The sequence below is a fragment of the Pseudomonas mohnii genome (assembly GCF_900105115.1).
Classification (GTDB): domain Bacteria; phylum Pseudomonadota; class Gammaproteobacteria; order Pseudomonadales; family Pseudomonadaceae; genus Aquipseudomonas; species Aquipseudomonas mohnii.
Window position 1 is genome coordinate 4,723,559 of sequence record NZ_FNRV01000001.1, and the last position, 23,136, is coordinate 4,746,694.

Annotated in this window: 19 protein-coding genes; 6 read left to right on the plus strand and 13 right to left on the minus strand. The window is 60.8% G+C overall.

What is annotated here, in order from left to right; all coding sequences use genetic code 11:
- Position 1 precedes the first annotated feature (1 nt).
- On the minus strand, positions 2 to 622 hold the full coding sequence (locus tag BLV61_RS21910) for an energy transducer TonB (protein ID WP_090467425.1): 621 nt from the start codon (positions 620 to 622) through the stop codon (positions 2 to 4).
- A gap of 93 nt (positions 623 to 715) precedes the next feature.
- On the opposite strand from BLV61_RS21910, the gene BLV61_RS21915 reads away from it, so the two are divergent.
- Positions 716 to 1,498 (plus strand): class I SAM-dependent methyltransferase, encoded by a 783-nt coding sequence (locus BLV61_RS21915; RefSeq protein ID WP_090467427.1) that lies wholly within the window; start codon positions 716 to 718, stop codon positions 1,496 to 1,498.
- Between the two features lie 106 nt (positions 1,499 to 1,604).
- On the opposite strand, the gene BLV61_RS21920 is transcribed toward BLV61_RS21915, so the two are convergent.
- Entirely contained in the window at positions 1,605 to 2,249 is a 645-nt protein-coding gene (locus tag BLV61_RS21920) for a TetR/AcrR family transcriptional regulator (RefSeq protein WP_047526266.1), read from the minus strand.
- A 93-nt stretch (positions 2,250 to 2,342) separates the two neighbouring features.
- Between BLV61_RS21920 and BLV61_RS21925 the strand changes: the two genes are divergently transcribed.
- Complete coding sequence (locus BLV61_RS21925; protein ID WP_090467429.1) at positions 2,343 to 3,443, plus strand: efflux RND transporter periplasmic adaptor subunit; 1,101 nt, start codon at positions 2,343 to 2,345, stop codon at positions 3,441 to 3,443.
- Between the two features lie 6 nt (positions 3,444 to 3,449).
- Positions 3,450 to 6,515, plus strand: a complete 3,066-nt coding sequence (locus BLV61_RS21930) for an efflux RND transporter permease subunit (RefSeq protein ID WP_090467431.1) — start codon at positions 3,450 to 3,452, stop codon at positions 6,513 to 6,515.
- Between the two features lie 681 nt (positions 6,516 to 7,196).
- Here the strand turns inward: BLV61_RS21930 and BLV61_RS21940 are convergent.
- From BLV61_RS21940 to plsB, 3 genes are all read right to left on the minus strand, one after another.
- Entirely contained in the window at positions 7,197 to 7,886 is a 690-nt protein-coding gene (locus BLV61_RS21940) for a DUF4197 domain-containing protein (RefSeq protein WP_047526271.1), read from the minus strand.
- A gap of 25 nt (positions 7,887 to 7,911) precedes the next feature.
- Positions 7,912 to 8,310 carry a YbaY family lipoprotein gene (locus BLV61_RS21945; protein WP_047526273.1) on the minus strand — a complete coding sequence of 133 codons (399 nt, stop codon included), beginning with the start codon at positions 8,308 to 8,310 and terminating at the stop codon, positions 7,912 to 7,914.
- Between the two features lie 226 nt (positions 8,311 to 8,536).
- Positions 8,537 to 11,029, minus strand: a complete 2,493-nt coding sequence (plsB, locus tag BLV61_RS21950; protein ID WP_090467433.1) for a glycerol-3-phosphate 1-O-acyltransferase PlsB — start codon at positions 11,027 to 11,029, stop codon at positions 8,537 to 8,539.
- A gap of 234 nt (positions 11,030 to 11,263) precedes the next feature.
- Between plsB and BLV61_RS21955 the strand changes: the two genes are divergently transcribed.
- Positions 11,264 to 11,473, plus strand: a complete 210-nt coding sequence (locus BLV61_RS21955) for a cold shock domain-containing protein (RefSeq protein ID WP_019647794.1) — start codon at positions 11,264 to 11,266, stop codon at positions 11,471 to 11,473.
- A gap of 144 nt (positions 11,474 to 11,617) precedes the next feature.
- Here BLV61_RS21955 and BLV61_RS21960 read toward each other — a convergent pair whose 3' ends face one another.
- The 4 genes from BLV61_RS21960 to BLV61_RS21975 form a co-directional block, all read right to left on the minus strand.
- Positions 11,618 to 11,995: a hypothetical protein gene (locus BLV61_RS21960; protein WP_047526277.1), complete on the minus strand. Its 378-nt coding sequence runs from the start codon at positions 11,993 to 11,995 to the stop codon at positions 11,618 to 11,620.
- Between the two features lie 81 nt (positions 11,996 to 12,076).
- Positions 12,077 to 12,886, minus strand: a complete 810-nt coding sequence (locus BLV61_RS21965) for a putative RNA methyltransferase (RefSeq protein WP_090467435.1) — start codon at positions 12,884 to 12,886, stop codon at positions 12,077 to 12,079.
- Complete coding sequence (gene dapE / locus BLV61_RS21970) at positions 12,886 to 14,037, minus strand: succinyl-diaminopimelate desuccinylase (RefSeq protein ID WP_090467437.1); 1,152 nt, start codon at positions 14,035 to 14,037, stop codon at positions 12,886 to 12,888. Before dapE ends, BLV61_RS21965 begins: the two co-directional genes overlap by 1 nt.
- Positions 14,038 to 14,260: 223 nt before the next feature.
- Positions 14,261 to 16,852, minus strand: a complete 2,592-nt coding sequence (locus BLV61_RS21975; RefSeq protein WP_047526282.1) for a glycosyltransferase — start codon at positions 16,850 to 16,852, stop codon at positions 14,261 to 14,263.
- 224 nt (positions 16,853 to 17,076) lie between these two features.
- Here BLV61_RS21975 and tcdA point away from each other — a divergent pair, with 224 nt between their 5' ends.
- A complete protein-coding gene (gene tcdA / locus BLV61_RS21980) occupies positions 17,077 to 17,889 on the plus strand; it encodes a tRNA cyclic N6-threonylcarbamoyladenosine(37) synthase TcdA (protein WP_161793914.1) in 813 nt (270 codons plus the stop codon).
- Positions 17,890 to 17,989: 100 nt separating this feature from the next.
- Here tcdA and BLV61_RS21985 read toward each other — a convergent pair whose 3' ends face one another.
- The 4 genes from BLV61_RS21985 to BLV61_RS22000 form a co-directional block, all read right to left on the minus strand.
- Entirely contained in the window at positions 17,990 to 18,394 is a 405-nt protein-coding gene (locus BLV61_RS21985) for a SufE family protein (RefSeq protein ID WP_090467438.1), read from the minus strand.
- Entirely contained in the window at positions 18,391 to 19,596 is a 1,206-nt protein-coding gene (locus BLV61_RS21990) for an aminotransferase class V-fold PLP-dependent enzyme (RefSeq protein ID WP_090467440.1), read from the minus strand. Before BLV61_RS21990 ends, BLV61_RS21985 begins: the two co-directional genes overlap by 4 nt.
- Positions 19,597 to 19,758: 162 nt before the next feature.
- On the minus strand, positions 19,759 to 20,793 hold the full coding sequence (gene dapD, locus BLV61_RS21995; RefSeq protein ID WP_047526289.1) for a 2,3,4,5-tetrahydropyridine-2,6-dicarboxylate N-succinyltransferase: 1,035 nt from the start codon (positions 20,791 to 20,793) through the stop codon (positions 19,759 to 19,761).
- A gap of 32 nt (positions 20,794 to 20,825) precedes the next feature.
- Positions 20,826 to 21,188, minus strand: coding sequence for an ArsC family reductase (locus tag BLV61_RS22000; RefSeq protein WP_008057297.1), 363 nt, complete (start codon positions 21,186 to 21,188; stop codon positions 20,826 to 20,828).
- Between the two features lie 304 nt (positions 21,189 to 21,492).
- On the opposite strand from BLV61_RS22000, the gene BLV61_RS22005 reads away from it, so the two are divergent.
- Positions 21,493 to 23,124: a Na+/H+ antiporter gene (locus tag BLV61_RS22005; RefSeq protein ID WP_047526293.1), complete on the plus strand. Its 1,632-nt coding sequence runs from the start codon at positions 21,493 to 21,495 to the stop codon at positions 23,122 to 23,124.
- Positions 23,125 to 23,136 lie beyond the last annotated feature (12 nt).

The following is a 23,136-nucleotide window of genomic DNA, read 5'->3' on the forward strand; positions in this document are numbered from 1 at the left end:
GTCAGGCGGCCAGACGCAGGTTCTGCAGGATGATCGGGCGTGCCCAGCCGTTATCGAAGTCGAGTTGCTTCTGCTGTTCGATCAGTTCTTCGGGGGAGAAGGGCGGGAAAGGCTTGTCCAGCAGATCGAGTTCGAACTCGGCGATTGGCAGGTGCAGTGGACGCGGCTGCGGCGCCGGGCCGGCTTCGGGCTCAGGTTGACCGGCAGTCAGCACGATCGGGCGTACCCAGCCGCTTTCGAAGTCCTGTTGTTTCTGCTGGGCGGCGATTTCTTCCGGCGGGAACGGTGGGAACGGCTTGTCGGCCAGGTCCATTTCGAATTCGGCGATCGGCAGGAACAGCGGCTCTGGCGGACGAACTTCGTTGTCCTTCACATCACATTCGCGCTGGGAAACGATGTGTGCCAGCAGGTCGCTGCCAACGGTAGGCTCAACCGGGCTTTCGAGATCGACCGGTGGAAAGTTGAGAGATTGCGGCAGCGCATCACCCGACTGATCGGCCAGCGCACGGGCAAAGAAATCCTGCCAGATGTGACTGACACCGCTCAGTGCCTGGGTATTTCGCAGGTTGTAATTGCCGTAAGGCGAGATAAAACCTGTGATTGTGGATTGAATGTCTGACATTTCTCTCGGTCGACGCTCAGCTCTGGCAAAATGCTCGATAGTTTTGTTATCGGCAGTTTTTGCCGATCATTAATTTTTTGAGCGTGTTTTCTGATGAATGATCAACCTGCGGCCTGCCGCATCCATGTCGAGGCCCTGGACGCGGTGTTCGAGCCGCAAGCCGAGCAGTGGGCCGAGCGCCTGGGCCTGCCATTGCAGATGGCCGACGGTGAGTTTGCCTTGCAGGTGGGCGAGCAGGGTTTGCAGCTGCAACAATTGGGACCGGATGCGCCGGGGCCGGTGCGCGTTGACTTTGTCGAGGGCGGCGCGGCCCATCGTCGGTTATTCGGTGGTGGCAGCGGGCAAATGATCGCCAAGGCCGTTGGCATCGCTCAGGGCGTGCGTCCCCGTGTATTGGATGCCACGGCAGGGTTGGGCAAGGATGCGTTCGTACTGGCCAGCCTGGGGTGCGAGATGAGCCTGATCGAGCGTCAACCGCTGATCGGTGCCTTGCTTGAAGATGGCCTGGCCCGCGGCGCGGAAGATTTCGACGTGGCGCCGATCGTGGCGCGCATGCGTTTGCTCAAGGGCAACTCGATCGAGGTGATGCGCAACTGGGAGGGCGAGCCGCCGCAGGTGATCTACCTCGACCCGATGTTCCCGCATCGTGAGAAAACGGCGTTGGTGAAGAAGGAAATGCGCCTGTTCCGGCCGCTGGTGGGCGATGACCCGGACGCGCCGGCACTGCTTGAGGCGGCGTTGGCGCTGGCCAGCCATCGGGTGGTGGTCAAGCGACCGCGCAAGGCGCCGTGCATTGAAGGGCCCAAGCCCAGTCATGCGCTGGATGGCAAATCCAGTCGGTATGACATCTATCCGAAGAAGGCGCTCAAGCCTTAAGACCGAGTTGCCCCCATCGCGAGCAGGCTCGCTCCCACAGGTTCTTCACTAACTCTGTGGGAGCGAGCCTGCTCGCGATGGCGTCGGCCATGACACGACAAATCCTTCAGGCCGGGTCAGGCCGATAAGCCCGCATAAACAACCCTACCACTTCCCGCACATGGCTCTCTGCCGCCTCGCCAACCGGCGGTTCACCGCAGCCATACAGCAAACGAAAATTACCCGCACCCTTGAGCAGGCAGAAAAAGTGCTCGGCCGCATTGTGCGGTTTGTCGATGCTCAGCACGCCACTCTCGTTGATCCGGCTGAGCAACCGCTCCATGCCCTGCAGCATGCGTTGTGGCCCGGCCTCGAAGAAAATCTGCGAGAGCTTCGGGTCCTGGCTGCCCAGGGCCATCATCAATCGGTGCAGGTTCACCGACTCGTCGCTGTTGATCAGCTGATGAAACCCGCGTGCGATATTCAGCAGCACTGTTTCCACCGCCACGCCTTCCGGCAACTCAAAGAACAGCGGAGGCAGTTGCTCCTCGCACTTGGCCATCACGGCGGCGGAGAACAGTGTCTCCTTGTCGTTGAAGTGGCTGTAGACCGTCAGCTTCGACACACCGGCCTCCGTTGCCACGGCGTCCATGCTGGTGCTGGCGTAGCCCTTGCTCAAAAACAGCGTTTTTGCGGCATCGAGGATCGCCCGGCGTTTGGCCAGATCCTTGGGGCGGCCTGGGCCGTTGGGTGCTGAAAGATTGTTCGGCATATTCGCTTTTATTACTGGACTGGTCAGTTTGCTATTAATAACATACCGGTCAGTATAATTATTCCAAGCACCATTAGCGAAAGGTCCTTCACCATGTTCCGCTATGTCTTGCCCCTCGCGTTGCCAGTCAGTCTGGCGTTTTTATTGTCTGCGTGCGGTCACGAAGAGGCGCCTCAAGTCAGCATTCGGCCGGCCATGGTGGTTCAGCCAGAGCCTTCGGCCCAGGCGATGGAAAGCTATCCCGGTGAAGTCCGCGCCCGCTATGAGCCCGACCTGGCGTTCCGGATTGGCGGCAAAGTCAGCCGACGACTGGTCGAAGAGGGGCAGCGCGTCAAGGCCGATCAAGCGCTGGCGGAGCTCGATCCCCAGGACGTTCGCCTGCAACTGGAGGCCACGCGCGCCCAGGTCGCCGCCGCCGAAGCCAACCTCAACCTGGTACGTTCCGAACGCGATCGCTACAAGACCCTGATGGACCGTCAGTTGGTCAGTCGTTCGCAGTACGACAACGCCGAAAACCTCTATCGATCCGGCGAAGCACGCCTCAAGCAGATCAAAGCCGAGTTCAACGTTTCGACCAATCAGGCCAGCTATGCCGTGTTGCGAGCACCGCAGGACGGCGTGGTGGCCAAGCGTGCCGTCGAAGTCGGGCAGGTAGTGGCCGCCGGGCAAACGGTGTTTACCCTGGCCACCGATGGCGAGCGTGAAGTGTTGATCAGCCTGCCGGAGCAGAGCTTCGGCCGCTTTAAGGTGGGGCAACCGGTTTCGGTGGAGCTGTGGACGCAGCCGGATCAACGCTTTGCCGGGCACATCCGCGAACTGTCGCCGGCCGCCGATCCAAAATCCCGCACCTTTGCCGCTCGCATTGCTTTCACGGGCGGCAAGGTCCCCGCTGAACTGGGCCAGAGCGCCAGGGTGTTCGTGCAGACCGCCGAGGTGATTCCACTGTCCGTGCCGCTTTCGGCGTTGACTGCGGAAAACGGCGTGACCTACGTCTGGGTGGTCAGCGCCAACAGTACGTTGAAGAAGACCCCGGTGCGGGTCGGCGCCTTCGGTGAGAAAACCGTGCCGGTGCTCGAAGGTCTCAATGCCAGCGACTGGGTCGTGGCCGCTGGCGTTCATGTGCTTCTCGACGGGCAGCACGTACGCCCGGTGGATCACTCCAACCGCGTAGTCAATCTGGCGGACAAGGAGTAATCCCCGATGGGCTTCAATCTTTCTGAATGGGCGTTGCGTAACCGCCAGATCGTACTGTTCCTGATGCTGTTGCTGGCAGTCGTTGGTGCTCTTTCCTACACCAAGCTGGGGCAAAGCGAAGACCCGCCGTTTACCTTCAAGGCCATGGTGATCCGCACCAACTGGCCGGGGGCAACGGCGCAGGAAGTCTCGCGCCAGGTGACCGAGCGCATCGAAAAGAAATTGATGGAAACCGGCGAGTACGAACGCATCGTGTCGTTCTCCCGGCCGGGTGAATCCCAGGTGACGTTCATCGCGCGTGATTCCATGCACTCGGTGGAAATCCCGGACCTCTGGTATCAGGTACGCAAGAAGGTCAGCGACATCCGCCACACTCTGCCACCGGGCATCCAGGGGCCCTTCTTCAACGATGAGTTCGGTACCACCTTCGGCAATATCTATGCACTGACCGGCGAGGGTTTCGACTACGCCGTGCTCAAGGATTACGCCGACCGTATTCAAATCCAGCTGCAGCGGGTCAAGGATGTGGGCAAGGTCGACCTGCTCGGGTTGCAGGACGAAAAAATCTGGATTGAGCTTTCCAACGTCAAACTCGCCACCCTTGGCTTGCCGTTGGCGGCGGTGCAACAGGCGCTTGAAGAACAGAACGCGGTATCCACCGCCGGATTCTTTGAAACCAGCAGCGAACGATTGCAGCTACGGGTGTCGGGGAATTTTCAGACAGTCGATGAGATAAAAAACTTTCCGATTCGCGTCGGTGATCGCACCTTCCGCATCTCCGATGTGGCTGACGTACGCCGTGGCTTCAACGATCCTCCCGCACCGCGCATGCGCTTCATGGCGCAGGATGCCCTTGGTCTGGCCGTGGCCATGAAGGATGGCGGCGACATTCTGGTGCTGGGCAAGGCCTTGGAAGTCGAGTTCGCCCGCATTCAGAAAAACCTCCCGGTTGGCATGCAACTGCGCAAGGTGTCCGACCAGCCTGCGGCAGTGAAAACCGGCGTCGGCGAGTTCATCCAGGTGCTGGTGGAAGCGTTGGCGATTGTGCTGCTGGTGAGCTTTTTCTCCCTCGGTGTGCGCACGGGCATGGTGGTCGCCCTGGCGATCCCGCTGGTGTTGGCAATGACCTTCGCCTGCATGTATTACTTGGGCATCGGCCTGCACAAGATTTCCCTCGGCGCGCTGGTGCTGGCCCTGGGGTTACTGGTGGACGACGCGATCATCGCCGTGGAAATGATGGCGATCAAAATGGAGCAGGGCTTCGATCGCATAAAAGCCGCCAGCTATGCCTGGACCAGTACCGCATTCCCGATGCTGACCGGAACGCTGATCACCGCCGCCGGGTTCCTGCCGATTGCCACCGCGCAATCGGGCACGGGCGAATACACCCGCTCGATCTTCCAGGTGGTGACGATCGCACTGCTCGCCTCCTGGGTGGCTGCTGTGGTGTTCGTGCCTTATCTCGGGGAAAAACTCCTGCCGGACCTGGCGAAAATTCACGCGGCCAAACACGGCGCAGGCCAGCCCGACCCTTATGGCACACCGTTCTATCAGCGCGTCAGGCGTCTGGTGGAGTGGTGTGTGCGCTGGCGCAAAACCGTTATCGCCTTGACCGTGCTGTTGTTCATTGCCTCGATTGTGCTGTTCCGCTTTGTGCCTCAGCAGTTCTTTCCAGCCTCCGGCCGACTGGAGTTGATGGTCGACCTGAAACTGGCTGAAGGCGCTTCCCTGAGCAACACGGCCAAGGAGGTCAAGCGCCTGGAGGCGCTGCTCAAGGACAAAGCCGGAATCGATAACTACGTGGCCTACATCGGCACCGGCTCGCCGCGTTTTTACCTGCCGCTGGATCAGCAACTTCCCGCGGCGAGCTTCGCCCAGTTCGTGGTCCTGGCCAAGACCATCGAGGAGCGTGAAGCGCTGCGCACCTGGCTGATCGAAACCCTCAACGAACAATTTCCGGCCCTGCGCTCGCGGGTCACGCGCCTGGAAAATGGCCCGCCGGTCGGTTATCCGGTGCAGTTCCGGGTGACGGGCGAGCACATCGAGGAAGTTCGCGCACTGGCCCGCAAGGTCGCGGCCAAGGTTCGCGAAAACCCGCACGTGGCCAACGTCCACCTGGACTGGGAAGAACCGAGCAAAGTCGTGTACCTGAACGTCGATCAGGACCGCGCGCGGGCACTGGGCGTGAGCACGGCGAACCTGTCGAAGTTCCTGCAAAGTTCGCTGACCGGCTCCAGCGTCAGCCAGTACCGTGAAGACAACGAGTTGATCGAAATCCTGCTGCGCGGCACCTTGCGAGAACGCAGCGAACTGTCGCTGCTGCCAAGCCTGGCGGTGCCGACCGATAACGGTCGTAGCGTGGCGCTGTCGCAGATCGCAACGTTGGAGTACGGCTTTGAGGAAGGCGTGATCTGGCACCGTAACCGCTTGCCCAACGTGACGGTTCGCGCCGACATTTATGGCAAGGAACAACCGGCGACCCTGGTGCAGCAGATCTTGCCGACCCTGGAACCGATCCGCGCCGAGTTGCCGGACGGGTACTTGCTGGATGTCGGGGGCACGGTGGAGGACTCGGCACGCGGGCAGAACTCGGTGAAGGCTGGCGTACCGTTGTTCATTGTGGTCGTACTGACGTTGCTGATGCTGCAACTGCGCAGTTTCTCCCGCACGGCGATGGTGTTTCTGACGGCGCCGTTGGGTTTGATCGGGGTGACCCTGTTCCTGATGGTGTTCCGTCAGCCATTTGGTTTTGTCGCGATGCTCGGGACGATCGCGTTGTCAGGAATGATCATGCGTAACTCGGTGATTCTGGTGGATCAGATCGAGCAGGACATCGCTGCCGGTCTCAAGCCATGGCAGGCGATTATCGAGGCGACGGTGCGGCGGTTCCGGCCGATTGTATTGACCGCGCTGGCGGCGGTGCTGGCGATGATTCCGCTGTCACGAAGTGTGTTCTTCGGACCAATGGCGGTGGCGATCATGGGCGGGTTGATCGTGGCGACGGCGCTGACGTTACTGTTTTTGCCAGCGTTGTATGCGGCTTGGTTCCGGGTCAGGAAAGAGCCGGCTTGATCTTTGGGCTTGGCGGCCTTTGGGCCGACCAGGCTCTTGGTTGATTGAGTACATATCCGTTGCTGCGGTAACGGCGGCTGACGGTTTCACCCTTACGGCGACTTACTTTTTTTCAAACCGGAAACGCCAAAAAAAAGATAAGCAAAAAAAGGCTCGCCCCGAGCGTCCGGCCCCTCGCTGGGGCTCGGCGTTCCTTCGTTGCGGTATCCATCCGGGGACACTGCCCTCCGGTCTGCTTCGCGACGACCTACATGCAGCGTGTTCGACTGCGTCGAACGGCGCTGCGCGCCACTCCCCGGATGCACACCTCCACTCAGCCTCCCGAGGGGGCGGGTGGATCAAGATCAAAAGCTGCAGGCGAGCTAACGCTCGGCCTGATGAGTGGTGAGGAGCGATGGGTGTACGCCGCTGTGCTCTCTGTAGGAGCGAGCCTGCTCGCGATGAACGTCAGGGCAACGCGGGTATTCAGGAAGCCCGCGTCATCGTTGACGACCATCGTCGGAACGCCGCCCGGAGCAGGCTCGCTCCTACAGGGGCTCTGGTGAATGGAGTAGATCTTGCCGGTATCGTCGTTGCCGATGTAGACCCCGGCCCTCCGCACTTCGATATAGTGCGGTGGCGGCCTGCCAGCCGACCAATTTCCCTTGGATGTACCTCCCCCCACAGCATTTTTGTTTCGGCTCAGAGCGTACCAAACACCTTCTTCGCCAGGCTGGTCGCCGCGGCTGCCGGGTTCTGGCGGATGGTTTCTTCCTGTTTGCCGATCATTTCGAAAAGGCCGTTCAATGCCTGTTCGGTGACATAGCTTTCGATGTTGGCGTTCTTGGTGTCGATCACGCCCATGGTCGCGGCCTGGCCGGCGAACGAGTTGTACTGTTGGGCCAGGCCGACATGGTCGGTGGCTTGCTTGACGATTGGCAGGAACTTGGCGCGGATCTGTTCGCGGCTGGTTTTGTTCAGGTACTGGGTGGCCGAGTCGTTGCCGCCACTGAGAATGCCCTTGGCGTCTTCCACGGTCATTTTCTTCACCGCATCCACGAGGATCGGTTGGGCCTGGACCACGGCGGTTTCCGCCGCTTTATTCATGCTGGCCTCCAGTTGATCGACCTGATCACCCATGCCGAACTGCTTCATTTTGCTGGCGACCTTGCCCAGTTTGCCTGGCAGTTCGATTTTCACGTCCGGGTTGTTACTGAAACCCCCTGGTGTGCCCAGTTGTTTCACGGCCAGTTGCGCGCCTTGGGTCAGCGCATCCTTGAGGCCGCCGGTGGCGTCTTTTTGCGACAGGTCGCTGAGGGACAGTGCCATGGCGTTGGCGCAGATCATCAAGCCAGCGCACAGGCCGGCGAAGCGGAGAGTGGGGCGGAGCATGGCAGCTTCCTTTCAAAAATGGGAGTTAGCGGACGGCGTTGACGCGGATTTTCAAAGGTTGTGGATCGCTGCCATCGAGCTGCACGGCATGATTTTCGGTGGTGATGAACAGTAACTTGCCATCGACTTCGATGCGCGCACTGACTGAATAGCGATGACCCGGTTTAACCTGCGCCGGATCGTAACTCAGATGAAAGGGGAGAGGCACCTGACCTTTGATTTGGCCTTTCTGTTCGTCGAGGACTGCAGCCGGCGCATCGGCCAGCGACACGTCCTGCAAGCTCACGCTCAAGGTGGCGTCAGGGGGCAGGGCGATGCGTTGCAAGTAGAAGACTTCACCGTCCAGGCTGGTCTTGGCGGCAGGTTGTATCGATTGGCAAGCTCCAAGCAGAGCCGTCAGCCCCAGGAGCGAAAGTTTTTTCATGAGTGGAATCCAATGTCGTTGACGCCCGAAGAAGCTCGGCGCCAGCGACAATTTAGCGGAAACTTCCGGCAATATCGCCCGGCAAGGTGTTACAGACATTTGACGGAGTGTCTGGCGTTGACGCTCAGGTGTACGGAGTATTGCTACGGTGGCTCACCGTTGAACGAGGTGGACCAGCGATTCAACAGGCGGTAGATGAGAAGCGTCCTTGCTTCTGCGATCTGGATCAGAGCGGCGTAGCCAACTCCTCCGCATCTTCACTTCGATGCAAGGCCACCTGACGAATCGACAAACGAATCTCCGCCGGCAACACCCGCTTGGCTGCGCCTTCGGCCAGTTCGCCGAGCAGTTCGTGATAGCCCAGCTTGCCGGCTGCGTCGCGCTTGAGCACGTCGAGGTTGAGCAGGGTCTGGATGAAGTGGCGGAACAGGCTTTTGTCGAAGAACTCCGGGGCGTTCAGGCCATGCAGGATCGACAGGCGCTGGGCCATGACCGTGCACAGGTCTTCCAGTTCTTCGGCGCTGATACTGTTCTGGCCGCTGTTGAGCAGCAGGGACACGGTCATGTAGAAGCGCTGCAAGGTCTGGGCGATGCTCTTGGACAGCAGTGTCAGCAGCACGAAATGCCGCGAACTCGGTGCCGGACGCAAGTACACGTCGTTTTCGAAACGCAGCAGCCCTTGCTCGACGAACGCCTCGAGCCATTGATCGATCACCGCGTCCAGTTCGTCCAGCGACCAGCGAATGAACAGCTCCGCCTGCGGGTACGGGTACAGCGCGCGGGTGTAGCGCAGGATCTGTTCGCGACTCATGCGCGAGGCGCTCTGGAAGAAGCTTGCCAGCAGGGCCGGCAGCGCGAAGATGTGCAGCACGTTGTTGCGGTAATAGGTCATCAGGACAGCGTTCTGCTCGTCCAGATACAGGATCTTGCCCAAGGCATCGCTCTGCTCCGAGAGCAGATCCATGTCCTTTACATGCTCGATCAAGGCCCGGCCGTCGCCGTCCGGCAGCGTGGTGTGCGGGGAGTAAGGAACCTTGCGCAGCAGCGCCAGATACAGGTCGAGCACCCGTGCCATGGCGCGATCGTCCAGCGCCAGGCGGCTGGTGGACAGCAGCGCCAGAGCGACCAGGTTGACCGGATTGATCGCGGCGGCTTCGTTCAGATGTTGCGCAACTTTCTCGCCGAGGCGGTTGGTGGTTTCGTTGAGCCAGGCGGGTTTGAACTGAGGGCCGAGTTCCTGCTTGCGCCAGCCCGGCTGTTCGCTGTCGAGGAATTGCGCCAGTTTGATCGGTTCGCCGAAGTTCACCGCCACCTGACCGAAGCGCTGCTTGAGCGCGCCGATGACTTTGAAAATATCGAAGATCGATTCTTTCTTCTTGCTCGCGCCGCGCAATTCTCCGAGGTAGGTCCGGCCTTCCAGTACACGTTCGTAGCCGATGTACACCGGTATGAACACGATGGGCATGCGCGACGATCGCAGGAAACTACGCAAGGTGATCGCGAGCATTCCGGTTTTCGGTTGCAGCATGCGACCGGTGCGTGAGCGCCCGCCTTCGACGAAGTACTCCACCGGGAAACCCTTGGTGAACAGGGTGTGCAGGTATTCGTTGAACACCGAGGTGTAGAGCGGGTTGCCTTTGAAGGTACGGCGCATGAAAAACGCGCCGCCACGTCGCAGCAGGCCGCCGATGACCGGCATGTTGAGGTTGATCCCGGCGGCGATGTGCGGCGGGGTCAGGCCGTTGCGAAACAGCAGATAGGAGAGCAGCAGGTAGTCGATGTGGCTGCGGTGGCACGGCACATAGATCACTTCGTGGCCCTGGGCGACTTTTTGCACACCTTCGATGTGATTGACCTTGATGCCGTCGTAGATCTTGTTCCAGAACCAGCTCAGTACCACTTCCAGGAAGCGGATCGCGGTGTAGGTGTAGTCCGAGGCGATTTCGTTGCCATAACGCAGGGCCTGGGCCTTGGCTTTTTCCAGGGAGATGTTTTCGCGCTCGGCCTCTTCGATGATCGCCTGTTTGACCAGGGGTTGGTTGAGCAAGCCTTTGACCAGATTCCGGCGGTGGGAAATGTCCGGGCCGATCACGGCGGCTTTCAAGTTGCGGAAGTGCACCCGCAGGATGCGCTGGGCCATGCGTACCGTGCGCTCGTGACCCTTGTTATGGTCGATCAGTTCGCGCAGGTGGATCGGTGCGGAGAACTGCACGCGGGTCTTGCGCCCCAGCACGATGATGCTGAGCAAGCGACGCAGGCGCCCGGTGACGGCCCAGCTGTCGGCGAACAAGAGTTTCCACGGACTGGATTCGCTGTCCGGCGACTGGCCCCAGAACACGCTGACCGGAATGATTTGTGCGTCTTCGGCCGCATTCTGGCTCAGGGCGCTGACCAGGCGAGTCAAGGTGGGTGGCGCGCCGCGCTTGTCCTGGCGGCCGAGCCAGTCGGGGTCCGGTGTCAGGTAGAAGAACGCAGCGGGTTCCAGCAGGTTGCCCACCGAGACTGGCAGTACCGGGCGCGGCAGGCCGGCCTTGGTGCATTCGGTGTCGACCACGGCGAGGTCGGTCAGCGAAGGATTTTGCAGCACGTAGAACACCGGGCGACTGCGGTCCAGGTCAAGGGTGAACGACGACTGGTTGATCGTCTCCGAGCGAACCCAGAGGTACAAAAGTCGGCGCAGGGTGCCAAACACAAGACGGCGGAACGGGGAACGGGTCATACGGCTTCTGCGTGAGTGAATAAAAACCAAGCAAATGCTCGGGCGGTCGATAGTGTGCCGTATTCGCTGAAAATCGGCAAAAAAGCGGCTAAGTAAAGTGAGTTGAGAGTTTTTACGGCTGTCATATACTCGGCGAGCCCGCGCTGGCCAGACAATGGCACGACCAGTGCTAGCAATGTTCCCGAGGCTTTCCTGCGAAAAGCCCGATCCATAATAAAAAAGGAGTATGAACAGATGGCAACACGTGAAACCGGCAACGTGAAGTGGTTCAACGACGCCAAGGGCTACGGTTTTATCCAGCGCGCGGACGGGGTGGACGTATTCGTGCACTACCGGGCCATTCGTGGCGAAGGGCATCGTTCGCTGACCGAAGGCCAGCAGGTTGAATACGCGGTGGTGGAAGGGCAGAAGGGGTTGCAGGCTGAGGATGTGGTGGGGTTGTAACCCCAACTTCAGCTCATCTCAAAACCACCGTAGGAGCGAGCTTGCTCGCGAAGATCTCAAGGACGCCGCGCTTTCTGGAAATGGCGCGTTATCGTTGACGACCATCGCGAGCAAGCTCGCTCCTACAGGTGCGGTGTTCAGGCTTTAAGCGGTCTTCCAGGTGATCTCTTCTTCACCGTCGGCGCTGATGCGAATCCAGCGATCGGCCGTCTCCTCGCCTTCCTCCTCGACCCAGCTCCCCGGTGCGCAACGCACTTCAACGTTCAGCGCGGCAAATGCGGCGCGTGCGCAGGCAATGTCGTCTTCCCATGGGGTCTGGTCGCTTTCCAGGTACAGGCTGTTCCATTTTCCTACGGCTTTCGGCAACCAGGTCACCGGCACATTGCCGGCCTTGCACTTGTAGGTCTGGCCTTTCTGAACCCAGTCGCTGCACGGGCCTAATGCCGCGCCGAGCCAGGCGGAGATGGCCTTGTGGTCGACGTCGGCGTCTTTCAGGTAAATCTCGATATCGGGTTGGCGCATGGATGTCCTCACTGCGGTCTGAAAAATCCATTCGCGGATTTAGCCGGTCCGGGGCCGTTGCCCCAGACAAAAAAGGGTGGGTTATTGAACAACGAAATAATCGTAGCGCATCGACACGGTGACCTCGAACGGCTCGGCCTGTTCGATGACCGCGGCCCGACGTTCAGCGCTGGCGCGCCAACCATGGGGCGTCATGGCCAGCAGGTTCGCGCGGTCCTGGCCGCTGGTTAGCGTCAGCCGGAACTCCAGGGTTTCACTGTGCGCCAGCGCCATGCCTTCAGGCACCAGGTCCAGATGCTTGTCGTCAATGTATTCGCGGACTTCGTCATACAGCCGCTCACGCAATTCCATCAGGTGGCCGCTGGTCGGTCCGACTTTCATCAGTCCACCACCAGGGCTGAGCAGGCGTTTGGCTTCCTGCCAGTCCAGCGGGCTGAAGACACTGGCCAGAAACTGGCAACTGCCGGACGCCAGGGGCACGCGGGCCATGCTGGCGATCAACCAGGTCAGCTGCGGATTGCGTTTGCAGGCGCGTTTGACCGCTTCCCGGGAAATGTCCAGCGCGTAACCGTCGGCGTCCGGCAAGGCATCGGCGATTTGCGCGGTGTAGTAACCCTCGCCGCAACCGATGTCCAGCCAGCGCTGCGGCGCATAACCGGCCGCCAGCTCCGCCAGGCGCCTGGCCACGGGGGCGTAGTGGCCAGCGTTCAGAAAGTCGCGGCGGGCTTCAACCATTGCCTGGTTATCCCCAGGATCGCGGCTGTTCTTGTGCTGCACCGGCAGCAGGTTCAAGTAACCCTGGCGTGCACGGTCAAAACGATGCCCGGCGGGGCAGGCCACGCCGTTGTCCACCGCGTTGAGCGGTTCGCTGCAAATCGGGCAGGCCAGCATCAGGCGAGCAACTTGATCAGGGTCTGGTAATAGATTTCGGTCAGCACGTCGAGATCAGCCGCCAGCACCCGCTCGTTGACCTGGTGGATGGTCGCGTTGACCGGCCCCAGCTCAACCACTTGCGTGCCCATGGTGGCGATGAAGCGCCCGTCGGAGGTGCCGCCGCTGGTGGACGCCTTGGTCTCGCGACCGGTGATGTCCTTGATGCTGGACGAAACGGCGTCGAGCAGCGCGCCCGGTTCGGTGAGGAATGGCAAACCGGACAGCGCCCAGTCGATGTGCCAGTCCAGGCCGTGTTTGTCGAGGATGTCGGCAACGCGCTTCTGCAGGCCTTCGACGGTGGATTCGGTGGAGAAGCGGAAGTTGAACACCGCGACCAGATCGCCCGGGATGACGTTGGTCGCACCGGTGCCGGAGTTGACGTTGGAAATCTGGAAACTGGTCGGCGGGAAGAAGTCGTTGCCGTGGTCCCAGTGCTCGGCGGCCAGTTCGGCCAGGGCCGGGGCAGCGAGGTGGATCGGGTTCTTCGCCAGATGCGGATAGGCGACGTGGCCCTGCAGGCCGCGGACGGTCAGCTTGGCGCCGAGGGAGCCACGACGGCCGTTCTTGACCACGTCACCGACCAGGGTGGTGCTCGACGGCTCGCCGACGATGCACCAGTCCAGACGCTCCTTGCGCGCCGCCAGGCGCTCGACCACGGCTTTGGTGCCGTGGTGCGCCGGGCCTTCTTCGTCGCTGGTGATCAGGAACGCGACCTTGCCCTTGTGATCCGGGTAGTCGGCGACAAAGCGTTCGGCGGCCACGGTCATGGCGGCGAGGCTGCCCTTCATGTCCGCCGCGCCACGGCCGCAGAGCATGCCGTGTTCGTCGATCACTGCGTTGAACGGTTCGATCTGCCAGGCGGTCACCGGGCCGGTCGGTACGACGTCGGTGTGACCGGCGAAGCACAGTACGGGACCGTCGTGTTGACCGTGGGTGGCCCAGAAGTTATCCACATCCTCGATGCGCATCGGCTCGAGCGCAAAACCGGCATCGCCCAGGCGCTGCATCATCTGCTTCTGGCAATCGGCGTCGACCGGCGTCACGGAGGGACGGCGGATCAGGTCGATGGCGAGTTGAAGGGTCGGCGAAAGGTCGGCGTGGGCCGTCATGTGAAAACTCCGGATTCTGTAAATGTGTAGGAGCGAGCTTGCTCGCGATGGACGATAACGGTAACGCGTGCGATCTGAATGACCGCGTTGCCCTTGCGTTTCTCGCGAGCAGGCTCGCTCCTACAGGTATTGGGTCTGGCCCTTCAGCCAAGCCCTGCAAAATGGCGGTTATCTTAAAGCAAAACGGCGACCATAGGCCGCCGTTTAGTGCATCCGCGAAGATTTAGACCGCAGGTGCCGTTGCCGTCTCGGCCACGGGTTTGGGCAGTGACGACAGGAACGCCATGATCAGCGCCGCCAGGTAGGGCAGCGATTGAACCAGCAACATGGTGACCCAGAAGCGCATGTCATTGCTCGGCATGCCGTTGACCAGGAAGATCCCCAGCGCCGCGCCCCATAGCAAGAGCATGATGAACACCTCTTCGCGAGCCTCCGAAATCGCCACCCAGAAACCGTGGTTATCGGCATTCTTCGGGGTGCGGAAGAACGGAATGCTGCTGGTGAAGAAGCCGTACAGCACCGCTTTAGCGATGGTGTGCGACAACGCCAGCCCGGCCAGGGCCGCGCAGAACGCGTCTTTCAGGTTCACGCCCACCGCACGGCGGTAGAGGAAGATGATCTTGCCAACCTTGAACACGAACAGTGCCAGAGGCGGGATTGCAAAGATCAGCAGTGGCGGATCGACCCGTTGCGGCACGATGATCATCGCCGCCGACCACAGCAGTGCACCGACGGTGAAGAAGATGTTCATGCCGTCCGCCACCCACGGCAACCAGCCCGCGAGGAAGTGGTAACGCTGGCCACGGGTCAGTTCGGTGTCCTTGCCGCGCAGCAGGCTGGCGGTGTGGCGCTTGATGATCTGAATGGCACCGTAGGCCCAGCGGAACCGCTGTTTCTTGAAGTCGATAAAGGTATCGGGCATCAGGCCCTTGCCGTAACTGTCGTGGTAGTACGCCGCCGACAAACCTTTTTCGAACACCCGCAGACCCAGCTCGGCGTCCTCACAGATGCACCAGTCGGCCCAGCCCAGTTCTTCGAGCACCGAGCGACGAGTCATGGTCATGGTGCCGTGCTGGATGATCGCGTCACGGTCGTTGCGGGTGACCATACCGATGTGGAAGAAGCCTTTGTATTCCGCGTAGCAGAGCTTCTTGAAGGTGCTTTCGTTCTGGTCGCGATAGTCCTGCGGCGATTGCACCACGGCGATTTTCGGATCGGCGAAGTGCGGCACCATGTGCTTGAGCCAGTTCGGGTGCACGCAGTAGTCGGAGTCGATGACCGCGATGACTTCGGCGTCCTTGGCGGTATGCGGAATCAGGTAATTCAGCGCGCCGCCCTTGAAACCGGCCAATGGCGCGACGTGGAAGAACTTGAAGCGCGGGCCGAGGGTTTCGCAGTAGTCGCGCACCGGTTCCCAGACCGCCGGGTCCTTGGTGTTGTTGTCGATGATCAGGACTTCGAAGTCCGGATAATCGAGGTTGGCCAGGGCATCGAGGGTCTGTTTGACCATCTCGGGCGGCTCGTTGTAGCACGGCACGTGAATCGACACTTTGGGGCGGTAGTTCGAATCGCCGACCACCGGCAGGAATTCCCGGCGGCGCTTGTGAATCCACACCGCCTCGGCCAGTTCATGGGCCTCGGTGAGCAGCACGATGAACACCCCGAGCGCACCGAGGGCGAGCAGGAAGCCCACCGTCAGGCTGAACCAGGTGCTGTATTGCTGGCTGTAGTCATAACCGATCCACACCAGCACCGAACCGCAGAGGAACGCGATGAACGTCAGGAAGGTACGGCCGCGTTGGCGCAGGGCCGAGCCGTCGATCATCAGCAGGGTCAGCGACAGCAGTGCCAGCACCACCGAGCCGATGGCCAATACGCGCCATTGCGGAATGGCGACGACCGGGCCTTCGAAGTTGAATTTCTGCTGGCGCGCGGCGTTGAACACGCCCCAATACGCTCCCACCGAACCTTCGTCGCTGGCCTTCCAAGGCTGGTCAAAGGCCTCGATCACGAAGTAGTTAAAGCCTTGGCGGTTGAGTTTGTTGACCAGGTTACGCAAGTAGATCGCCTGGTCTGCCGGCGACGCGTCGGCGCCGCCGCGCATGCGGCCGTTGCTCGGCCAGCCCACTTCAGACAGCAGCAGCGGCTTTTTCGGGAACAGCTTTTTCAGGTCGCGGGCGCGGTCCAGAACGAACTGCTGGGCCTTGTCCACCGGGATAAATTCCCAATAAGGAAGAACGTGGGCGGCGATCAGGTCGACGTGCTTGGCCAGTTCGGGGTGTTCTTCCCAGACGTGCCACTGCTCGGACGTGGTGACCGGCACCTTCACGGCGGCGCGAACGCGGTCCAGCATTACGCTGAGTTCCTGTGCGGTAATTTCCTTACGGAAAATCGCCTCGTTGCCTACAACCACGCGTACGACGCTGCGCGAGGTGTTGGCCAGTTCGATGGCCCGGGCGATTTCTCGCTCGTTGCGCTCCTGGTCCGGGCTGATCCAGATCCCCAGGGTCACCCGCAGGCCGAATTCTTCCGCGAGCTTGGGGATGTCCTCCAGCGTGCCGTCGACCGAGTAAATACGGATGTTGTCCGTCAGCTTGCTCATGATCTCCAGATCACGCCGCATTTGGTCGTCAGTGGGGTACTGGTCCTTCTGTGGGAATTGGCCCTGCTGGAACGGCGAATAGGAGAAGCCGGAAATCTGTTCAGGCCAGTTGGGAGCGGTGACCGGGCGATTGATCAGCGCCCAGAAGCCGGTAAACAAGGCAGCGATGGCGAGCACCACCACCAGATTGAGTCCAAATTTACGCGATGACATAGCTATTTCGGGTTCCAAAGGCTGTGGAACGAAGGAACGGTTGGCTACCGCCAAGGGGCGCGCATCCTACACCGGCAGATCGCTGAACGTACATCGGACAGGGAAATGCCCGACATTGGGCAATGTGCTTTCACATAAGTTCTTACACTTGTAGCTTGAAAGTTAAATCTTATTAGAAGGCCGGACACCCTCTATAATGCGCGCCGGTTTTTGGGGTAATGGTCATGAGTACAGAAGATCCGCGGTTTGCTGGTATTGCCCGTTTGTATGGCATCGAGGGCCTTGAGCGCCTGCGCGCGGCCCATGTGGCGATCGTCGGCGTCGGTGGCGTAGGTTCCTGGGCGGCGGAAGCCATGGCGCGCTGCGGCGTGGGCGAGATTTCGCTGTTTGACCTGGATGACGTCTGCGTCAGCAATGCCAACCGTCAGTTGCATGCGCTGGACAGCACCGTCGGCAAGCCCAAGGTCGAAGTGATGGCCGAGCGCCTGCGCGGGATCAACCCGGACTGCACCGTGCACGCGGTGGCGGATTTCGTGACCCGCGAGACCATGGCCGAGTACATCACGCCGAACATCGACTGCGTGATCGACTGCATCGACAGCGTCAATGCGAAGGCGGCGCTGATCGCCTGGTGCAAGCGCCGCAAGATCCAGATCATCACCACCGGCGGCGCGGGCGGGCAGATTGATCCGACACTGATCCAGGTCTGTGACCTGAACCGCACCTTCAATGACCCATTGGCTTCGAAAGTGCGCTCAACCCTGCGCCGCGACTATGGCTTCTCGCGCACCGTGACCCGCCATTACAGCGTCCCCTGCGTGTTTTCCACCGAGCAGCTGCGCTACCCGAAACCGGACGGCAGCATCTGCCTGCAGAAGAGTTTTGTCGGCGACGGCGTGAAGCTCGACTGTGCCGGCGGGTTTGGCGCAGTGATGATGGTGACGGCGACGTTCGGCATGGTCGCCGCGACCAAGGCTGTGGACAAGATTGTGGCGGGCGTGCGGCGGCCGGCGGATCGGGTCAAACCTGAGGTTTGATGGTTGTTGCTGATGGCCTCATCGCGAGCAGGCTCGCTCCCACATTGGATAGGCGTCGAATACAAATCCCCGGTGGGAGCGAGCCTGCTCGCGATGGCTATTAACCTGCCAAGTCACGCATCCGCTGTAAAACAGCGTTCAAACCATTGCTACGGGACGGGGACAACTGGCGACCGAGCCCCAGCTGATTGAACCAGTCCGGCAAGTCCACCTGTTGCAATTCAACCGCCGACAAGCCGTTGACCCGTGCCAGCAGCAGCGCCACCAATCCGCGAATCAACCGCGCATCGCTGTTGGCACTGAACTGCCAATGACCATCGTGCAACACGCCCACCAGCCATACCTGGCTTTCACAGCCGTGCACGCGGTTGGCGTCGACTTTATCCGCATCGCTCAACGCCGGCAGGCGTTCGCCCCATTGCATCAACAGGCGTGCCCGTTGTTCCCAGCCGGGCGCATTCTGAAAGGCGTGCAGGGCGGTCGCGGCATCGGCAGGCAAACTCATCGCAGCAACTCCAGTGCCTGATCCAGCGCTTCAAAGAACCGCTCCAGATCTTCGGAGTCGTTGTACAGTCCCAGCGACACCCGAATCGCCCCGGCCAGTTGAAGGCTTTTGAGCAACGGCATGGCGCAATGATGACCGGCGCGAACGGCGATGCCTTGCTCGGTCAGCAAATGGGCCAGATCGGCGTTATGCACACCCTGGACGGTGAAACTGGCCAATGCCACTTGCGGCTTGCCCAGCAGGTGAATGCCGTTACGCGCCTCAAGGCCTTTGAGCAGATAGTCATGCAGTGCCGCTTCATGGGCGGATACGGCGTCCTGATCGAGCCCGGCGAGATAATCCAGGGTCGCGCCCAGGCCGATCACACTGGCAATCGGCGGTGTGCCCGCCTCAAATCCCAGCGGCGCAGGGCGAAAGCGTGCGTCGTGGTAGTTGGCGTCCAGCACCATCTCGCCGCCGAACTGCCAGGGCTGAAGCTGTTGCAGGGCTTCATTGCGCCCGAACAGCACGCCCAGGCCATCAGGGCCATAGAGCTTGTGGCTGGAAAACACATAGAAGTCGCAACCCAGTGCCTGGACGTCATGTCGACCATGGACCACGCCTTGGGCACCGTCGATCACGGTCAGGGCGTTGTGCGCCTTGGCCATTGCCAGCAGTGCGGGCAACGGTTGCCAGGCGCCGAGCACGTTGGACAACTGGCTGACCGCCATCAGGCGAGTGCGCGGGCCGATCAATTGCGCCGCGGCTTCGAGGTCGATCAGACCGTCGGCGTTCAGCGGCAGGATCACCAGTTTCAATGCGCGACGCTTGGCCAGTTGCTGCCATGGCAACAGGTTGGCGTGATGCTCCAGGGCGCTGATGACCATTTCATCGCCCGGATTGAATAGGTGTTCCAGGCCATAAGCCAGGAGATTCAGCGCAGACGTCGCGCCGTGGGTGAAGATAATTTGCCCGCGGTCCCCGGCGTTGAGCCACTGGGCGACTTTGCTGCGGCTGTCCTCGAAGGCCTGGGTGGCGTGGGCGCCCGGCAGGTGTTGCGCCCGATGCACGTTGGCCGCGCCGTTGGCGTAGTAATGCGTGAGGGCATCGAGCAGGGCTTGAGGTTTTTGCGTGGTGGCGGCGCTGTCCAGATAGGTCTGGTCTTGCCGTTGCAGCGCGGCGATGGCCGGAAAGTCGGCGCGCCAGGGAGAGGGAATCATCATGCTTTTGAGCCCTGGTGAACTTGGGCGGGTGTACGCCAGACTCCTGTAGGAGCGAGCCTGCTCGCGATGATCGCGTGGACGACACGGGCTATCTGATGCCCCGCGTTATCGTTGACGTCCATCGCGAGCAGGCTCGCTCCTACAGGTGAATTTGTATGACGCTTAGTTGTGAGCGTGCAGCGCTTCGTTCAGTTCGATCGCCGATTTGTGGGTTTTGCACTCCACGGCACCGGTTTCCGAATTGCGACGGAACAGCAGGTCAGGCTGACCCGCCAGTTCGCGGGCCTTGACCACTTTGACCAGCTGGTTTTTCTCGTCCAGCAGCGCCACTTTGGTGCCAGCGGTCACGTACAGGCCCGATTCAACGGTGTTGCGGTCGCCCAACGGGATACCGATACCGGCGTTGGCGCCGATCAGGCAGCCTTCGCCCACCTTGATCACGATGTTGCCGCCGCCGGACAGGGTGCCCATGGTCGAGCAGCCGCCGCCCAGGTCAGAGCCTTTGCCGACGAATACACCAGCCGAAACACGGCCTTCGATCATGCCCGGACCTTCGGTGCCGGCGTTGAAGTTGACGAAACCTTCGTGCATCACGGTAGTGCCTTCGCCAACGTAAGCGCCCAGGCGCAGACGCGCCGCGTCAGCGATACGCACGCCGGCCGGTACGACGTAGTCAGTCATTTTCGGGAACTTGTCCACCGAGAACACTTCGAGCAACTCACCGCGCAGGCGGGCTTCGAGTTGATGCTCGGCCAGTTCGGCCAGGTCGATCGCACCCTGGCTGGTCCACGCCACGTTTGGCAGCAGCGGGAACACACCGGCCAGGTTCAGGCCGTGGGGCTTGACCAGGCGATGGGACAGCAGGTGCAGCTTGAGGTAAGCCTCAGGCGTGGAAGTCAGTTGGGCGTCTTCGGCCAGGATGGTCGCGACCAGCGGCTTGTGGCTCTCGGCCAGACGGGTCAGCAGGGCGGCCTGGGCAGCGTCGACGCCTTTGACCGCTTCAGCCAGTTGCGAAGCCTGTGCGGTGGTGAAGGCGATGGCCTGGTTGCCTTCGGTGTAGCCCAGAACCGGGGCGATGGCAGCGATCAGTTCGGCGGACGGATTAAGCAATGGCTGCGCGTAAAACACTTCCAGCCATGCGCCTTGACGGTTTTGAGTGCCGACACCAAAGGCCAGGCTGAACGGGGTAGTGGACATGTTGATACCTCTAGCAAATTGGAACGGGCTGCCTACTTGAGTGCTGCCGCGTAGATATCTGGCTTGAAGCCAATCAGGGTTCGGTCACCGAGATCGAGCACCGGGCGCTTGATCATCGAAGGTTGTGCGAGCATCAGCTCGATGGCTTTCGACTGGTCGAGATCGGCTTTGCGTTCGTCGTCGAGCTTGCGAAAGGTCGTGCCTGCACGGTTCAACACCACTTCCCAGCCGTGCTCGTTGCACCATTGGGTCAGGTGTTCACGGTCGATACCGACCGCCTTGTAATCATGGAAGTCATAGCTGACAGCGTGTTCATCAAGCCAGGTGCGCGCCTTTTTCATGGTGTCGCAGGCTTTGATGCCGAAAAGGTGCAACGTTTTACTTGAAACGGTCAAGGAATCGCCCCCTTTACAGGTGCCGGAAATAAAAGGTTCGGGATTATGCCATGACCGGACGGTTTCGCGTCGGCTGTGGTCGGGTTTGTCTTTATCACCTGCATGAAACCCTGTAGGAGCGAGCCCGCTCGCGATGAACTCGAGAACACCACGGGGTGTCAGTTTGGTAGCGCCATTGTTGGCGACCTTCGCGAGCGAGCTCGTTCCTGCGGAACCGCGTGCGACATTGGTGCAAAGGTCAGTGCACAGTCTAAGCGGCTAATATGGCACTTCAATGCTGTCGTTTGTCCGGGAACCCTGCGTTATGCAAACCGCCTACACCGTCCTGATCATGCTGATGTTGGTCGGCGTTTCACGCCTGATCGGACGGGTGATCCCGTTGCCGTTGCCATTGGTGCAGATTGGCGCCGGTGCCTTGCTTGCCTGGCCGACACTCGGGCTGCACGTCACCCTTGATCCTGAGCTGTTTCTGTTTCTGTTCCTGCCACCGCTGTTGTTTTCCGATGGCTGGCGCATGCCCAAGCGTGAGTTCTGGCGCTTGCGTGGGCCGATTTTGACGCTGGCGGTGGGCCTGGTGTTGTTCACGGTGGTCGGTGCGGGGTATTTCATTCATTGGTTGTTGCCGAGCATTCCGCTGGCCGTGGCGTTTGCACTGGCGGCGGTGCTATCGCCGACCGATGCCGTGGCGGTATCGGCGATCTCCCAGAACCGCTTGCCGACGCCATTGATGCACATGCTGCAGGGCGAGGCGCTGATGAACGATGCGTCGGGTCTGGTGACCTTCAAGTTTGCCTTGGTGGCCGCCGTGACAGGCGTGTTCTCGCTGGCCAATGCCAGTGTCACTTTCGTGCTGGTGGCAATTGGAGGCCTGGCCACGGGCGTGGCATTGAGCTGGCTGGTGGGGCGCTTGCGCTCATGGATGGTCGCCCGCGGTTGGGATGATCCGGCCACGCATGTGGTTTTCATGTTGCTGTTGCCGTTTGCCGCCTACGTGCTGGCCGAGCGGGTGGGGGTGTCGGGCATTCTGTCGGCGGTAGCGGCGGGGATGATGCAGAGCTGGCTTGACCTGCTTCCGCGCCAGACCAATACCCGCTTGCTCAATCGCAGCGTCTGGTCCTTGCTGGAGTTTGCCTTCAACGGCTTGATCTTCCTGCTGTTGGGTCTGCAGTTACCGGACATCATCAAAGCCGTGGCCAGCCACGAAACATCACTGTGGCCAACGTTGCTTTACCGTTGTCTGGATGTCCTGGCGATTTTCCTGGTGCTGCTGGTGTTGCGGTTTGTCTGGGTGCAGAGCATCTGGCGCCTGTCCATTTTGCTGCGGCGCTGGCGCGGCGCGGATCAGATCACCCGGGTGCCCAGCGCGCGTTCCTGTTGGTTGCTGACCGTCGGTGGCGTTCGCGGCGCGGTGACATTGGCGGGTGTGCTGTCGGTGCCGATGCTCATGGGCCGCAGCGAGTTCCCTGAGCGTGACCTGCTGATCTTCATCGCGGCCGGGGTCATTCTGTTGTCGCTGATCGCGGCCTGCATTGCCTTGCCGTTGCTGCTGCGCGGGATCGAAAAAAGCCCTGACGACAAGCGTCGAAATGAAGTGCGCGATGCCTGGCGCAAAACCGCCGAGGCGGCTATTCATGCGCTCGAAGTCGAAGAGGTCAACCCTCATGACGCCGCTGAATCCGCCTTATCGGCAGAGCTCAAGGCGCGGATCATGTCCGAATATCGGCATCAACTGGAGGTATACAACGATTCGGCTGAAGCCCAGGCGCTGGCGTTTCAGATGGATTTGCTGGAGCGGCGTCTGCGGTTGAAGGCGCTGCGGGCGCAACGCCTGGAGTTGTATAGCCTCAGCCGTCATCACCAGATTGGTGATGACGTCTTGCGTGAGGTGTTGAGTGAGCTGGACCTGAGTGAAGCGAAACTCGGACAGGTCAAGTAACCCTTGTAGGAG